The sequence below is a fragment of the Sinorhizobium sp. 22678 genome, from assembly GCF_052044265.1.
Lineage (GTDB): Bacteria > Pseudomonadota > Alphaproteobacteria > Rhizobiales > Rhizobiaceae > Sinorhizobium > Sinorhizobium meliloti_A.
This window is the reverse complement of the sequence record NZ_JBQEMS010000008.1, coordinates 154,979-169,281: the sequence shown is the minus strand read 5'-3', so window position 1 is coordinate 169,281 and position 14,303 is coordinate 154,979. Positions and strand designations below refer to the sequence as shown.

General features: G+C 62.1%; 14 protein-coding genes. 8 read left to right on the top strand and 6 right to left on the bottom strand.

What is annotated here, in order from left to right:
* Positions 1 to 35: 35 nt before the first annotated feature.
* The 7 genes from ACTJKL_RS14455 (at position 36) to rnhA (ending at position 4,923) form a co-directional block, all read left to right on the top strand.
* A complete protein-coding gene (locus ACTJKL_RS14455; RefSeq protein WP_100669988.1) occupies positions 36 to 914 on the top strand; it encodes a cytochrome c oxidase subunit 3 in 879 nt (292 codons plus the stop codon).
* A 96-nt stretch (positions 915 to 1,010) separates the two neighbouring features.
* A complete protein-coding gene (locus ACTJKL_RS14450) occupies positions 1,011 to 1,112 on the top strand; it encodes a L,D-transpeptidase (RefSeq protein WP_275596631.1) in 102 nt (33 codons plus the stop codon).
* Positions 1,109 to 1,492, top strand: coding sequence for a DUF983 domain-containing protein (locus tag ACTJKL_RS14445; RefSeq protein ID WP_100669155.1), 384 nt, complete (start codon positions 1,109 to 1,111; stop codon positions 1,490 to 1,492). Before ACTJKL_RS14450 ends, ACTJKL_RS14445 begins: the two co-directional genes overlap by 4 nt.
* Positions 1,461 to 2,228 carry an SURF1 family protein gene (locus tag ACTJKL_RS14440; protein ID WP_440853157.1) on the top strand — a complete coding sequence of 256 codons (768 nt, stop codon included), beginning with the start codon at positions 1,461 to 1,463 and terminating at the stop codon, positions 2,226 to 2,228. The genes ACTJKL_RS14445 and ACTJKL_RS14440 overlap by 32 nt, the downstream gene beginning before the upstream one ends.
* Positions 2,229 to 2,320: 92 nt before the next feature.
* Entirely contained in the window at positions 2,321 to 3,331 is a 1,011-nt protein-coding gene (gene ispH / locus ACTJKL_RS14435; protein ID WP_440853156.1) for a 4-hydroxy-3-methylbut-2-enyl diphosphate reductase, read from the top strand.
* Positions 3,332 to 3,484: 153 nt separating this feature from the next.
* Positions 3,485 to 4,465 carry a homoserine kinase gene (locus ACTJKL_RS14430; RefSeq protein WP_100669153.1) on the top strand — a complete coding sequence of 327 codons (981 nt, stop codon included), beginning with the start codon at positions 3,485 to 3,487 and terminating at the stop codon, positions 4,463 to 4,465.
* Complete coding sequence (rnhA, locus tag ACTJKL_RS14425; RefSeq protein ID WP_018094452.1) at positions 4,462 to 4,923, top strand: ribonuclease HI; 462 nt, start codon at positions 4,462 to 4,464, stop codon at positions 4,921 to 4,923. Before ACTJKL_RS14430 ends, rnhA begins: the two co-directional genes overlap by 4 nt.
* A gap of 208 nt (positions 4,924 to 5,131) precedes the next feature.
* On the opposite strand, the gene ACTJKL_RS14420 is transcribed toward rnhA, so the two are convergent.
* Together ACTJKL_RS14420 and ACTJKL_RS14415 are read right to left on the bottom strand one after the other, a co-directional pair.
* The gene (locus tag ACTJKL_RS14420) at positions 5,132 to 5,617 is read right to left on the bottom strand and encodes a peroxiredoxin (protein ID WP_018094453.1); all 486 of its coding nucleotides are present in this window, start codon (positions 5,615 to 5,617) and stop codon (positions 5,132 to 5,134) included.
* 55 nt (positions 5,618 to 5,672) lie between these two features.
* Complete coding sequence (locus tag ACTJKL_RS14415; protein ID WP_440853197.1) at positions 5,673 to 6,500, bottom strand: protein-disulfide reductase DsbD domain-containing protein; 828 nt, start codon at positions 6,498 to 6,500, stop codon at positions 5,673 to 5,675.
* A gap of 204 nt (positions 6,501 to 6,704) precedes the next feature.
* Between ACTJKL_RS14415 and ACTJKL_RS14410 the strand changes: the two genes are divergently transcribed.
* Positions 6,705 to 7,310: a YqgE/AlgH family protein gene (locus tag ACTJKL_RS14410; RefSeq protein WP_018094455.1), complete on the top strand. Its 606-nt coding sequence runs from the start codon at positions 6,705 to 6,707 to the stop codon at positions 7,308 to 7,310.
* Positions 7,311 to 7,455: 145 nt separating this feature from the next.
* Here ACTJKL_RS14410 and ACTJKL_RS14405 read toward each other — a convergent pair whose 3' ends face one another.
* From ACTJKL_RS14405 to thrC, 4 genes are all read right to left on the bottom strand, one after another.
* Positions 7,456 to 10,368, bottom strand: coding sequence for a sensor domain-containing phosphodiesterase (locus ACTJKL_RS14405; protein ID WP_275596627.1), 2,913 nt, complete (start codon positions 10,366 to 10,368; stop codon positions 7,456 to 7,458).
* Positions 10,368 to 10,979, bottom strand: coding sequence for a GNAT family N-acetyltransferase (locus ACTJKL_RS14400; protein WP_018094457.1), 612 nt, complete (start codon positions 10,977 to 10,979; stop codon positions 10,368 to 10,370). Before ACTJKL_RS14400 ends, ACTJKL_RS14405 begins: the two co-directional genes overlap by 1 nt.
* A 268-nt stretch (positions 10,980 to 11,247) precedes the next feature.
* Complete coding sequence (locus tag ACTJKL_RS14395) at positions 11,248 to 12,549, bottom strand: M16 family metallopeptidase (RefSeq protein WP_127711663.1); 1,302 nt, start codon at positions 12,547 to 12,549, stop codon at positions 11,248 to 11,250.
* 15 nt (positions 12,550 to 12,564) lie between these two features.
* Positions 12,565 to 13,971 carry a threonine synthase gene (gene thrC / locus ACTJKL_RS14390; protein ID WP_440853155.1) on the bottom strand — a complete coding sequence of 469 codons (1,407 nt, stop codon included), beginning with the start codon at positions 13,969 to 13,971 and terminating at the stop codon, positions 12,565 to 12,567.
* Positions 13,972 to 14,303 lie beyond the last annotated feature (332 nt).

Here is a 14,303-nt window from a genome sequence, read left to right as displayed (position 1 = left end):
GCGGCGACAAGAGAGGACTATCGGGAGTTATCGACATGGCCGGAGCGCATCAGAAGCAACACGACTATCACATCATCGACCCGAGCCCGTGGCCGCTGCTTGCCTCCATCGGAGCCTTCGTCATGGCCTTCGGCGGCGTCGGCTACATGCGCTATCTCTCCGGCGGCTCGTTCAAGTTGTTCGGGCTTGAGTTCGCCAACCCGTGGGTCTTCTTCATCGGTCTGGCGCTGATCCTTTATACCATGTTCGGCTGGTGGTCGGACACCATCAAGGAAGCGCATGAGGGCCACCATACCCGCGTCGTGTCGCTGCACCTGCGCTACGGCATGATCATGTTCATCGCTTCCGAGGTGATGTTCTTCGCTGCCTGGTTCTGGGCATTCTTCGACGCCAGCCTCTTTCCCGGCGAAGCGATCCAGGCCGCGCGCGCCGAGTTCACCGGCGGCGTCTGGCCGCCCAAGGGCATCGAGGTCCTCGATCCCTGGCACCTGCCGCTCTACAACACCGTCATCCTGCTGCTCTCCGGCACGACGGCGACCTGGGCGCACCATGCGCTGCTGCACAACGACCGCAAGGGCCTCGTCTACGGCCTGACGCTCACGGTCCTGCTCGGCGTTCTCTTCTCCTACGTGCAGGGCTACGAATATGCGCACGCGCCTTTCGCGTTCAAGGATTCGATCTACGGTGCGACCTTCTTCATGGCGACCGGATTCCACGGTTTCCACGTGCTGGTCGGCACGATCTTCCTGCTCGTCTGCCTGCTGCGCGCCCTGCGGGGCGACTTCACGCCGAAGCACCACTTCGGCTTCGAAGCGGCGGCCTGGTACTGGCATTTCGTCGACGTCGTCTGGCTGTTCCTCTTCTTCTCCATCTACATCTGGGGTGGCTGGGGCGCGCCGATCGCCCACGGCTGATGCCGTTTTTCCTTTGTTGATGACGGGGGCGGCCGAGAGGTCGCCCCGTTTCGTTTGAACATATGGTATTTCGGTTGGCCGGCGTTTTTGACGCAGATGTTCGATTGGACGAATGGCTGCATTGCCGTTACCAATGCCGAGATGGACGAAATCCGGGACAGGGTTCCCGACAATACCGCGATCGTGACCACGCCATGAACGAAGACAAGGCGCTCTACCCGCCCGTCGATCCCGTGATGACGGGAATCAAGGGTCTTTGCCCCCGCTGCGGCCAGGGAAAGCTCTTCGACGGCCTGCTGAAGGTTCGGCCGGCTTGCAGCAGTTGCGAGCTCGATTATGGTTTCGCGGACTCCGGCGATGGCCCGGTCGTCTTCGTCATCCTGATCGTCGGCTTCGTCGTCGTCGGCGCGGCGCTCTGGATGGAGATCAACGTCAACCCGCCGCTCTGGCTGCATTTCCTCCTGTGGATTCCGCTTGCAACCATCTTGAGCCTGGCGCTGACGCGCCTGCTGAAGGGCGTGCTCATCAATCTGCAATACCGAAACAATGCACGCCCGGGTGAAATCGACCGTGGTTGACGAGCGCATGCCGGCCCCGCATAGCCGCGCCGGCCGTCTGGCGGGCATTGTCCTGGTGCTCGCCGCTTTCGCCGTGCTCGTGTCGCTCGGTACCTGGCAGATGCAACGGCTGCATTGGAAGGAGGCGCTGATCGGTGCAATTGCCGAGCGGCGTTCGGCGCCGGCCGTCTCGCTCGACAAGATCGAGGCCATGGCCGCGGCCGGCGAAGACATCGACTACCGGACGGTGCATGTGTCCGGCGTGTACGACCACGGCAAGGAGCGCCATTTCTTCGCCACCCATGAAGGCCGTACCGGCTTCTACGTCTTCACGCCTCTCATGCTGGCCGATGGCCGGGCGATTTTCGTGAACCGCGGCTTCGTCCCCTTCGAAAAGAAGGACGCCTCCACGCGGGCCGAAGGGCAGATCGCCGGAAGTGTGGCGATCGACGGCCTGGCGCGGCCGAAGCTTTCCGGAAAGCCGTCGTCGCTGGTACCGGACAACGACGCCGCCAAGAACATCTTCTACTGGAAGGACCTCGATGCGATGGCGGACTCTGCCGGCATCGCAACCGATCGCGTCGTTTCCTTCTTTATCGATGCCGATGCATCGGAAAATCCCGGCGGCCTTCCGATCGGCGGCGTGACCCAGTTCGATCTGCCGAACAATCACCTGCAATATGCGCTGACCTGGTACGGCCTTGCAGCCGCCCTCGTCGCCGTCAGCGGCATCTACGTCTATCGGCGCAGGCGGTAGGGCGCGCCGGTTCTTCCTTGTGTGCCCGGTCGTTGCCGCTATATATGGCGCATGCCGACATCTGGTTTGTTCGTTCCACTGGCGTTTTCATGATGGCCCCATCCACAGCAGCAAAATCCCCGATCACCATCCGCCTCTGCGGGCCGCGTGGCTTCTGCGCGGGCGTCGACCGGGCGATCCAGATCGTGGTGCTCGCGCTCAAGGAGTTCGGCGCGCCGGTCTATGTCCGCCATGAGATCGTGCATAACCGTTACGTCGTGGAGGGGCTCGAAGCCAAGGGGGCGATTTTCGTCGAGGAACTCGACGAGATCCCGCCCGAGCACCGCGAGCAGCCCGTGGTCTTCTCCGCCCATGGAGTGCCGAAATCCGTTCCGGCCGATGCGGACGCGCGCAATCTCTTCTATCTCGACGCCACCTGTCCGCTCGTCTCGAAGGTGCACAAGCAGGCGATGCGCCATCATCGTATGGGACGCCACGTCGTGCTGATCGGCCATGCCGGACACCCGGAGGTTATCGGCACCATGGGACAATTGCCGGAGGGGGCGGTCTCCCTCGTCGAGACCGTCGAGGATGCGGAGGTCTATATGCCGCCGGACCCTGACAATCTCGGTTTCGTCACGCAGACGACGCTCTCGGTCGACGACACCGCCGGCGTCATCAAACGGCTGCATGAGCGCTTTCCGAACCTGACTGCGCCTGCGGCCGATTCGATCTGCTATGCCACCACGAACCGGCAGGAAGCGGTGAAGCAGGCGGCGCCCGGCTGCGACCTTTTCCTGGTCGTCGGCGCACCCAACTCATCGAACTCGAAGCGCCTCGTCGAAGTTGCGTTGAGGGCAGGGGCGAAGAAAGCCGTTCTCGTCCAGCGCGCCTCCGAAATCGACTGGGCGACGGTGGGGGATATCTCGATGGTCGGGTTGTCGGCGGGTGCTTCCGCACCGGAGGTGATCGTCAACGAGATCATCGAAGCGTTCCGCGAGCGCTACGATGCCACGGTCGAGCTTGCCGACACGGTGGAGGAAAACGAGCACTTTCTCGTCAACCGCGAGCTCCGGCACGTCGAACTCACGGGGGCCGACATGGCCTTCGTCAACGGCGAGTAGCTCGGCCAGAGCATGTCGATGTTTCAAGGAAACACTGAAATGCTCCCCATTTGAACCAACGCGCTTCCGGACGGAAAACCGTCACACGCTTTTCCTGGAAGTGCTCTAGCCGCTTAATATCTCGCAATTCGCATCTCTGGAAAGTAACGCGCCTTGGCAGTTTATACCGATATCACGGAAGACGAGCTGATCCGTTTCCTCGCCGCCTACGAGGTTGGATCGCTGACCTCCTACAAGGGGATCGCCGAGGGCGTGGAGAATTCGAACTTCCTTCTCCACACGACCGAGGGGGCCTATATCCTCACGCTTTACGAGAAGCGGGTAAACGCCGACGATCTGCCGTTTTTCCTGGGCCTCATGCATCACCTAGCCCAGCGGGGGCTTTCCTGCCCGCTGCCCCTTCCACGCGCCGACGGCAAGCTTCTCGGAACGCTCTCCGGAAGACCTGCGGCCGTGATCTCGTTTCTGGAAGGCATGTGGCTGAGGAAGCCCGAGGCGCAGCACTGCCGCGAAGTCGGGCGGGCGCTCGCATCGATGCACCAGGCGGGCGAGGGCTTTGCCCTGAAGCGCCCCAACGCGCTCTCCGTCGAAGGCTGGCGACCGCTATGGCGGAACTCCGAAGCGCGTGCCGACGAGGTTCAAGCCGGCCTCAAGGACGAGATCGCGACGGAGCTCGCCTTTCTCGAGGAGCATTGGCCGAAGGATCTGCCGAAAGGCGTGATCCACGCTGATCTCTTCCCGGACAACGTGTTTTTCCTCGGCGATCGCCTTTCCGGCCTTATAGATTTCTACTTCGCCTGCAACGACTTCCTCGCCTACGACGTCGCCATCTGCCTGAACTCCTGGTGCTTCGAGAAGGATGGCTCCTACAACATCACCAAGGGCATGGCGCTGCTTTCCGGCTATGAGAGCGTGCGGAGATTGACGGCGGAAGAAGTAGAGGCGCTGCCGCTGCTTGCGCGCGGATCCGCACTCCGCTTCTTCCTGACGCGCCTCTATGACTGGCTGACGACGCCGCCGGGCGCGCTTGTGGTCAAGAAAGATCCGCTCGAATATCTGACGAAGATCCGCTTCCACCGCGCCATCGTCTCGAGCGCCGAATACGGCCTCAGACGCGAAGAGGCCTCGGCATGAAGCACGTCGACATCTTTACCGACGGTGCGTGCTCGGGAAATCCGGGACCGGGCGGTTGGGGCGCGGTCCTGCGCTACGGCGACGTGGAGAAGGAATTGTCCGGCGGGGAGGCGGAGACGACGAACAACCGCATGGAGCTTCTTGCGGCGATCTCTGCCCTCAACGCGCTCAGGCAGCCCTGCGAGGTCGATCTCCATACCGACAGCAAATATGTCATGGACGGGATCTCCAAATGGATACACGGCTGGAAGCGCAACGGCTGGAAAACCGGCGACCGGAAGCCGGTAAAGAACGGCGAGTTGTGGCAGGCGCTCGATGAGGCGAGGAATCGTCACAACGTGACTTGGCATTGGGTGAAGGGCCACGCCGGTCACCCGGAGAACGAACGCGCCGACGAACTCGCCCGCAAGGGCATGGAACCGTTCAAGAGAGCGCGTCGCGCCGACGCGGTGAAGTGAATTCGAATGGGAGATAATGCGAGGCTGTGATTTCACTTGCGGCTGCCCCTCTTCCTAGGGCTCGACCCGGACTAGTCCAGTCCTCTCTTCCCCGCAGGCGGGGAAGCGGGACCTTCGGGGCATGCCGCTTGTCCCTTCGCCCCGCGTGCGGGGAGAAGGTGGCCGATAGGCCGGATGAGGGGCAGATGCTTGCAGTCCGCCTTCAGAATCAGAGCAGCTCAAGCATCGCGGCCGCACCGGAAGCGGTCGCCTGTCCCGGGCTTTCCTCGACGTTCAGCGCCTTGACGACGCCGTCTTCGACCAGCATCGAATAGCGTTTCGAGCGGATGCCGAGCGTGCCGGCCGAAAGATCGATCTCCATCCCGATCGCCTTGGTAAAGGCGGCATTCCAGTCCGAGAGGAAATGGATCTTGCCCATGCCGCCGGAGTGGGTCGCCCAGGCGCCCATCACATGCAGGTCGTTGACCGCAACCACGGCGATATCGTCGACGCCGCGCGCAAGTATGGCGTCGCGATTTTCCAGATAGCCGGGCAGGTGGTTGAGCGAGCAGGTCGGGGTAAAAGCACCCGGCACCGCGAAAAGAACCACGCGTTTGCCCTTGAAGAGCTGCTCTGTCGTTACCTCGACCGGGCCGTCTGCGGTCTTCTCCTTGAAGGTGGCGTTGGGCAGCTTGTCTCCGACGGCAATGGTCACTGGTATCTCCTCGTTTCTATGCGGCAGCGGTGTTTCGCAGGACTATAGGGTCGGCTCAATCAAACGCAAGCGTCGTTTCCATGCTGCGCCTGCCCGCGCGCAGGGTGAGCGTGATCGGCTTTCCCGCGACGGTCTTGTCCTTGCCGGAGAGCTTCACCGGAACGTCGGCCCGGCGCTCGGCGCCCTGCGCATCGTGAATAACCGGCACGCCGAAAAAGACGCCCGACGGTCCGGCGAGAAAGAGATCGGCTGACCCGGCAGCCGCATCCGGCGGCAACACGAACTCAATCCGTAGCTTGCCGGCGGACGCATCGAATTTCGAGGTGACCACCCTGAAGTTCTCGGATGGCTGTTCCGGCAGCGCGGAGAGCGCCTTCTCGATGCGCGCACCGTCGAGCGGATTGTCGAATTCGCCGCTTTTGAGCGCAAGGGTCACATCGCCCTGCACGGGAATGCAGATATCTTCGCAGATGCCGAGGAAGACGGAGGCGCGGATGGTGACGTCGCCGCCGTTGCCGGTCTTACTGAGGATCAGCGGGAAAGCCACCGGCGCGTCATATCCGGTGTAGCGCCCGGGCCCTTCGCCGAACGTCTTCGGCACCGGAAAGCGGATCGACCGCAGCGAGACGCCGCCGGAGGGATCGATGGTCACTTGTGGTGGTATGCCGCTTGCGCCGGGATCGCGCCAATAGGTCTTCCAGCCGGGGTTCAGTCGAACTTCAAGAATGGCGGGAATGATACCATCCGGGTTCGGGTGCGAAGCGACAATGCGGAAAGCGCCGCCGGGCGAGGTCACCCATTCGCTGGCGGCTCCATAGGACTGGGCAGGCAGAAAAAAAGCGAGGAGAAGGCTTGCCGTCGCGATGCGCTGGGCCATCTTCATTGGGGTCGAGCGTCGGGTCATGGCCAAGCTGTATCGCGTTTCGCCCTTGGCCTCCAGCGGTCCCGATATGCCGCTGCGATCATAATTGCTTGATCGGGCAAGGCGAGAGCATGGACAGGGTGTCGCTTGCGTGGGCGCAAATATCGTCGAACGCCACGTAGAAGCGCTTTTCATTTCGTCGCGAATTGATAGGCTATCATCATCATGGCGAAAAACGTGCTGAATACGATACGCGAACGTGGCTTCCTTGACGGTCAATTCCTGATCGCCATGCCCGGCATGTTCGACACCAATTTCGCCCGGACGGTCATCTTCGTCTGCGCCCATTCGGAAGACGGGGCGATGGGTTTCATTCTGAATCGTCCGCAGCGCCTGACCTTCCCGGATGTTCTGCTGCACCTGCAGCTTCTGGACCCGGATGAGGCCATCCGCCTGCCGTCGGCTACGCGCGAGTTCCAGATCCAGGCCGGAGGCCCCGTCGAGACCGGGCGCGGCTTCGTGTTGCATTCGGACGATTATCTGAGCGACTCCAGCATTCCCGTCAGTGACGACATCTGCCTGACGGCGACGCTCGACATCGTCAGGGCGATCTCGCGCGGCGAGGGACCTCTCAAGGCGACCATGCTGCTCGGCTATGCGGGATGGGGCCCAGGCCAGCTGGAGGCCGAAATCACCCAGAACGGCTGGCTGACCTGCCCTGCGCAGGAGGAGCTGATCTTCAGCCGGGACCTCGACGAGAAGTACGACAGAGCGCTGGCCCTGATGGGTGTCAGCCCGGCGATGCTCTCGACGGACTCAGGCCACGCTTGATTGCCCCTCATTCGCCTGTCGGCACCTTCTCCCCGCAGGCGGGGGGAAGCGGCAAGCGGCAGTCGCTCGATCATCTCTCAAGCCAGCAGCAGGAGGAGCGTGCCGCTTGTCCCTTCGCCCAATGGGCCATCAGAGGGCAGATGCCTCACGCCCGCTTCATCAGCGGAAATCGCTCCTTCAGGAGCCTCAGGATCGATTCCGATCCCACCGGCGGACCGAACAGGAAGCTCTGACCGTAGTCGCAGCCCATCTGCGCGAGCTGGATCGCATCCTCCTCGGATTCGATTCCCTCCGCGACCACCCGCATGTCGAGCTCGCGCGCCATCGTGATCACCGAGCGCAGGATGACCGCGCGCTTGTCGCTTGGATCGCGGACCAGCGCCTTGTCGATCTTGATCGTGTCGAAAGGGAAGCGGGTGAGATAGGAGAGCGACGAGTGGCCGGTGCCGAAATCGTCGAGCGCCAGCCGCAGCCCGGCTTCGCGGAGCTTTTCAAGCACGAGCCTGGCCTGCTCGGGGTTCTCCATGACAAGCGATTCCGTCAGTTCCATTTTGATCTGCGCCGGATCGCAGCGGCTCTTGCTGAGAATCGCGCGCATGTCGTCATAGAGTTCGTTGTTCAGAAGCTGCGCGCTCGACAGGTTGATCGAGATGAAGATCGGCAGGTCGCCGGTCTGCGCCTGCCACTCGGCAAGATCGCTCGTGGCCTTGTCGAAGGCGAACAGACCCAGCTGGTTTATCAGGTCGGAATTCTCCGCAATGGGGATGAATTCAGTCGGTGAAATATTTCCGCGCTTCGGATGCTCCCAGCGCATGAGCGCTTCGAAGCCGGCGATTTCGGCATCGCTGAGGCGGACGATGGGCTGGTATACGAGGGAAAGCTCCTTGCGTTCCATGGCGCGTTTCAGGTCGGCTTCGAGCTGTAGGCGGTCCGAGCCGGAGGTCCGGAAAGCCGGACGGAACGGTTCGACCCGGTTGCCGCCCGCCTTCTTGGCGCGGAACATCGCAAGCTCGGCATCGTCGAGCAGTCCAGCAGCGCTCTGCTCCTGATCGAGCCATGAGACGAGGCCGATCGAAGCGGTCAGGTTGATCTCCCGATTTCCGTAGTTGAGCGGTACCATGATCGCCTTGCTGACCGCATCGGCGAAGTCGGCGATCTTGGGCGGATCGCGTTCGGACATGAGGATCAAGCCGAACTGGTCGCCACCGAGACGCGCGAGCGTGTCCTGCGGGCGCAGAAGCCTGCGCAGGCGGCGCGTCAGCGCGATGAGGACGTTGTCGCCGGCGGCGATCCCCAGCATGTCGTTGACCTGCTTGTAGCGGTCGATATCGATGGCAAGCACGGTCGGGCGTATCGAGTTGCTGCCGTCGCCCATCAGGAGGATCGCCTGCAGGCGATCGAGAAAGACCTGTCTGTTCGGCAGGCCGGTCAGATTGTCCAGAAGCGCGTTGTGCAGGAGCCGCTCGACCGAATTGCGCTGTTCGGTGATGTCGTTGATGGTTCCGACGCATCGGATGATTTCGCCATTGGCGCCGAGCACCGGGCGCGCCCGGATCGAGAGCCAATGATAATGGCCATCCTCGGCGCGCACGCGGAATTCATGGTTGAGCCGCCCGCGGCGATGCTCGAGCAGCACGTCGAGCGTTGCGCGGAAACGGTCGCGATCGTCGGGGTGCAGCCGCGGCACCCAATTGCGCACCGGCCCGTTCATCGTTCCGAGCGAAAGCCCGAGTTGGTGCGAGATATCGGGAATGGTAACGACCCGGTCGCGCGCCACGTCCCAGTCCCAGACGGTATCGCCTGATCCCGTGAGTGCCAGCGCCTGGCGCTCGAGATCGGAGAACAGGCCGAGCTGATAGGCCCCGCCGGAAAAGGCGTGCTGCATGACGGTGAAGCCGATCAGAAGCACGATGAGTACGAGGCCTCCGCCGAGTGCCGGCTGCACGATGTCGTTGGCGAGTTGACCGGTCACCGCGAGCCAGGCGCCGAACAGCCACACAAGGATCAATAGCCAGGCGGGAACGAGAAGGATCGCGCGGTCATAACGGTTGAAGCCCAGATAGGCGATCAGCACGATGCCGACGGTTGCCGTCAGCGCGAAGGACAGGCGGGCGATGCCGGAGGCGATCGCCGGATCGTAGACGGCGACGCCGAAGAGCAGCCCGAGGCCGAGAATCCATGCGAGCGTCGCGTAGCCGAGATGCTGATGCCAGCGATTGAGATTGAGATAGGTGAACAGGAAGACCACGAGACCGGCTGCGAGGAACACCTCCGTGCCCGCTCGCCATATGCGCTCGTCGTCGGCAGTCACGGTGATGAGCTTCGAAAGGAAGCCGAAATCGACGCAGATATAGGCAAGCACGGCCCAGGCGAGCGCGGCGGTGGCCGGCAGCATCGACGTGCCCTTGACGACAAAAAGGATCGTCAGGAACACCGCGAGCAGCCCGGCGATGCCGAGCACGATACCGCGATACAGGGTGAAGGCGTTGACGGTATCCTTGTAGGCGTCCGGCTGCCAAAGATAGATCTGTGGCAGCTCCGGCGTGGTGAGTTCGGCAACGAAAGTGATGACCGCACCCGGATTGAGCGTGATCCGGAAGACGTCCGCTTCTTCGCTCGGTTGCCGGTCCAGCGCAAAACCCTCGCTCGGCGTGATCGAGAGTATTCGCTGCGAGCCGAGGTCGGGCCAGAAGAGCTTCGAATTCACGAGCCGGAAATGCGGTGCGACGATAACGCGTTCGAGCTGCTCTTCCGATACATTCGCGAGCGCGAATACGGCCCAGTCGCCCTGGTGGTTTTCCGTGCTGGAACGCACTTCGATGCGTCTGACGATGCCGTCCGTGCCGGGGGCGGTCGAAACCTGAAAGGCATCGCCTCTGCCGCTGTAGATCTCCGTCGTGGCGGTAAGGTCGAGCGCCGTGTCCTCGCGCGAGATCTTCACCGGCTCGAGCGCATGCGCAACGCCGCCGCCAAGACCAAGGACGAAAACGACGAGTGCGACCAGAAACGCCGCCAGCCTTGCGGCTGGCCATGCGAGCGGCTTACGGGTCAGGGGCATCAAAGGGGCAAATTCCTGTTGGGTACGGCATCGACGGAGAGGAGCGAAAACATCAAATGGTCCCGCCACTGCCCGTTTATCTTCAAATACTGTCTCAAATAGCCTTCACGCTCAAAGCCGGCCTTTTCAAGGAGCCGGATGCTCCGAGCGTTTTCTGGAATACAGGCTGCTTCGATACGGTGCAACTCGAGCCCCGTGAAGATGTAGGGGATCGTCAGCTTCAAGGCCTCGTACATATGGCCCTGTCCGGCATGTTTCTGGCCCATCCAGTAGCCGATCATGCAGTTCTGCGCAGCACCGCGGCGGATATGACCGATGGTGAGACCGCCAAGCAGCGTTTCGTCCGGCCTGTGGAAGAGGAAGAGCGGTACGGCCTGACCGGACGCAAATTCCTGCTCGTTGCGATTGACGCGGCTGCGAAAGGCGCCTTCGGTCATTTCGTCGGCGCGCCAGGTAGGCTCCCACGGCTCCAGGAAGGCGCGGCTTTCGCTGCGCAACCGATACCATTGCCGGTAGTCGGCGTAGCGGGGGAGGCGGAGCAGGTAATGCTGGCTGGCGATCTCGACCGTATCCGGCTGCCGCGAAAGGAACCGAAAAACCGATCTTGTCATCTATGCCTCCAGGCCAGTACCGCGTCGGCGCCGCCGCAGTTCGGTCGAACCGAATGCATGTCGCCCAGACAATATGCGGCGGTTGGGACGACCTGCACGAGAACAATGCCCTAATGCGCGTCGGATGTCGGATCGAACGCGACGCGCTTCAGGGCACTGTCTCAATGCGAAACGTTGCACAAGTTTACGCCCAAATCGAATCCGATTTTAAGAATTGTACAAGGAAAACGAGGACGTTGAAGGAAGGCATGCGACCGGCAACGGCCGGTCAGCTCGCCGCAGCATGAATCGCGTCCGCCTTCGCGGTCAGCGAGGACAATATGTCGTTCAGGGGAGCGAGCTGCCCGAGCGGCCCGATGGCCGACAACGTCGGAACCGTGTCGAAGAACAGGCGGCCGGCCAGGTCGGTGAGGCGCTCGATGGTGATGCCCGACAGGCGTTCCATCAGTTCCTCATTAGGAATGGGCCGGCCGTACAGCATCATCTGCCGTGCGATTTGTCCCGCACGCGCGGCCGGGCTTTCCTGGCCCATCAGCAATTGCGCCCGGATCTGTGCGCGGGCACGCTCGATCTCCTGCTGATCGATGCTCAAGGACGACTTGCGCAATTCATCGACGATCACCGGCATCAATTCCGGCAGGTTTTCTCCGCCCGTTGCCGCATGTACGCCGAAGATGCCGGTATCGGAAAAGCCCCAATGGAAGGCGTAGACCGAATAACAGAGGCCTCTGTGTTCGCGCACTTCCTGGAACAGGCGGGAAGACATGCCGCCGCCGAGGATGTTGGCAAGGATCTGCGAACAATAGAAATCACGCGCGTGATAGGCCTTGCCTTCGAAGCCGAGCAGAACCTGCGCGTCCATCAGGTCGCGGCTCTCGCGGCTGTCGCCGCCGGTGTAGCGCGCGGTCTCGATGACGGGAGCGCAAACGGGTTCGGCGGGCAGGGAGGCGAAACGCTCCTCCACCTGGCGCACTATGGTGTCGTGATCGACGGCGCCGGCGGCAACGATGAAGGTGCGGTCGGTCGTATAGTTGCGGCCGAGATACTGGCGGATCTGATCCGCGCTGAAGGACATCACCGTTTCCGGCGTGCCGAGGATCGGCCTGCCGACCGTCTGGCCGCGATAGGCGGTCTCGGCAAAGCGATCGAAGACGACGTCGTCCGGCGTGTCGTCCGCCGCGCCGATCTCCTGGAGGATGACCTGCTTCTCGCGACGGAGCTCGTCCGCCTCGAAGGTCGATTCCGTCAGAATGTCGGCGAGGATATCGACCGCCAGCGGCAGATGGTCCTTGAGCACGCGGGCATAGTAGGAAGTCGTTTCGGTCGAGGTGGCGGCGTTGACCTCGCCGCCCACATTCTCGATTTCCTCGGCGATCTGGCGGGCGCTGCGCCGCCTCGTGCCCTTGAAAGCCATGTGCTCCAGGAGATGCGCAATTCCGTGTTCATTCACGGTTTCGTTGCGCGAACCGGACTTGATCCAGACTCCGAGCGCCACGCTTTCCAGATGCGGCATTCGCTCGGTAACCACCGTCAGCCCGGAAGGGAGCCGGGTGCACTCAACTTTCATCATCCGTGATCTTTCGCTCTATTCCCGAACGCGGGTACGCTCGCCGATGAAGGTTTCGACGCTCTTGAGCTCCGGATCCAGGATGTCGAAACGCTCCGCCCTAGTCATGAGATCAGCAAGCCACGTCGGAAGCGCGGGGTCAATACCACTTGCCGATTTTACTGCGGCGGGGAATTTTGCCGGATGGGCAGTCGCAAGGGTGACCATCGGGGCGGAGTTCTTCTCGTGCTTGGCTGCCACGAAAACGCCGATTGCCGTATGCGGATCAAGGAGATAGCCGGTTTCGTCGAAGGTCTTGCGGATCGTCTTCGCCACATCTTTCTCCGAGGCGCGGCCCGCGCGAAATTCCTTGCGGATTTTTTTCAGCGCTGCGTCGCCGAGCGTGAACGAGCCGGATTGCCTGAGGCTCGCCATGGCTGCGCGGACTTCCGCCGGATCGCGCTCGTTCGCCTCGAAGATGAGCCTTTCGAAGTTCGACGAGATCTGGATGTCCATCGAAGGCGAGGTCGTCGCCTTGACGTCGCGCATCTCATAGCGGCCGTTCTTCAGGGTGCGCGCCAGAATGTCGTTTTCGTTGGTGGCGATGATCAGCTTGTCGATCGGCAGACCCATGCGCTTGGCGACGTAGCCTGCGAAAATATCGCCGAAATTGCCGGTCGGCACGGTGAAGGAGATCTTCCGGTCGGGCGCGCCGAGAGCGACCGCCGTCGTAAAGTAATAGACGATCTGAGCCATGATGCGCGCCCAGTTGATCGAATTGACGCCGGAAAGCTTCACGCGGTCGCGGAAGGCCTGGTCGTTGAACATGGCTTTGACCAGGTTCTGGCAATCGTCGAAATTGCCCTTTACGGCGACCGCGTGCACGTTCGATGCCGTGGACGTGGTCATCTGTCTTTGCTGCACCGGCGACACTTTGCCCTGCGGAAAGAGGATGAAGATATCGGTGCGATCGCGGCCGGCGAAGGCGTCGATCGCGGCGCCGCCGGTATCGCCGGAAGTCGCTCCCACGATCGTCGCCCGCTCACCCCGTTCGGCAAGAACATAGTCCATCAGCCGGGCGAGCAACTGCATGGCGACGTCCTTGAAGGCGAGCGTCGAACCGTGAAAGAGCTCCATCACGAAAGCGTTCGGTCCGGTCTGGACCAGGGGTGCTACGGCCGGATGACGGAAAGTGGCGTAGGCCTCGTCGATCATCTCGCGGAACTTGGCCGCCGGGATTTCGCCATTGGTGAAGGGTTCGAGAACGGTGAAGGCGATCTCCTGATAGGATTTGCCGCGCAGCGCCCGGATATTTTTTTTCGAGAGCGCCGGCCATTCCTTCGGCAGGTAAAGTCCGCCGTCGCGGGCAAGTCCTGCCAGAAGAGCATCGCAAAAACCGAGAGAGGCCGCTTCTCCCCGTGTGGAAATATACTTCACCGTCGTCATCCTTCGTCGTTTGCGCGTCTGAATGAGACGCGCGGCGCTGCAGGCGCTTTTGCGTCAGTCCCTGGCAAATCGCGCGGCCATTCTTGTCACCGTGGCAATTTCACGTCGGTTTCGGAAATTTCGGTTGGGGAGCGTGGACCGGTCGATTTTTGATTTCGCCGCTGATATAGACGATGCCCGAAGGTCAAGAAAGGCCTCCAGCCGTTTTCGGCCCTGAGCTCGAGTTGACCCGAGGCGGTCTCGAGCTCTCGCCCGTTGAAGCCGGCCGCGGCGAGTTTGGCTTTGTTATAAGCCGAAATCATCGCGGTTTGGGAGTTCGTCCGTTCAGTAGA

Excerpts from the sequence above, each read along its gene's own strand:
- ACTJKL_RS14405 (WP_275596627.1), bottom strand. The coding sequence starts at position 10,368 with ATGCCCCTGACCCGTAAGCCGCTCGCATGGCCAGCCGCAAGGCTGGCG.
- ACTJKL_RS14395 (WP_127711663.1), bottom strand. The coding sequence starts at position 12,549 with ATGATGAAAGTTGAGTGCACCCGGCTCCCTTCCGGGCTGACGGTGGTT.
- ACTJKL_RS14410 (WP_018094455.1), top strand. The coding sequence starts at position 6,705 with ATGGCGAAAAACGTGCTGAATACGATACGCGAACGTGGCTTCCTTGAC.
- ACTJKL_RS14440 (WP_440853157.1), top strand. The coding sequence starts at position 1,461 with ATGCACGCCCGGGTGAAATCGACCGTGGTTGACGAGCGCATGCCGGCC.
- ACTJKL_RS14445 (WP_100669155.1), top strand. The coding sequence starts at position 1,109 with ATGAACGAAGACAAGGCGCTCTACCCGCCCGTCGATCCCGTGATGACG.
- thrC (WP_440853155.1), bottom strand. The coding sequence starts at position 13,971 with ATGACGACGGTGAAGTATATTTCCACACGGGGAGAAGCGGCCTCTCTC.
- ispH (WP_440853156.1), top strand. The coding sequence starts at position 2,321 with ATGGCCCCATCCACAGCAGCAAAATCCCCGATCACCATCCGCCTCTGC.
- ACTJKL_RS14400 (WP_018094457.1), bottom strand. The coding sequence starts at position 10,979 with ATGACAAGATCGGTTTTTCGGTTCCTTTCGCGGCAGCCGGATACGGTC.
- ACTJKL_RS14455 (WP_100669988.1), top strand. The coding sequence starts at position 36 with ATGGCCGGAGCGCATCAGAAGCAACACGACTATCACATCATCGACCCG.
- rnhA (WP_018094452.1), top strand. The coding sequence starts at position 4,462 with ATGAAGCACGTCGACATCTTTACCGACGGTGCGTGCTCGGGAAATCCG.
- ACTJKL_RS14450 (WP_275596631.1), top strand. The coding sequence starts at position 1,011 with ATGTTCGATTGGACGAATGGCTGCATTGCCGTTACCAATGCCGAGATG.
- ACTJKL_RS14415 (WP_440853197.1), bottom strand. The coding sequence starts at position 6,500 with ATGAAGATGGCCCAGCGCATCGCGACGGCAAGCCTTCTCCTCGCTTTT.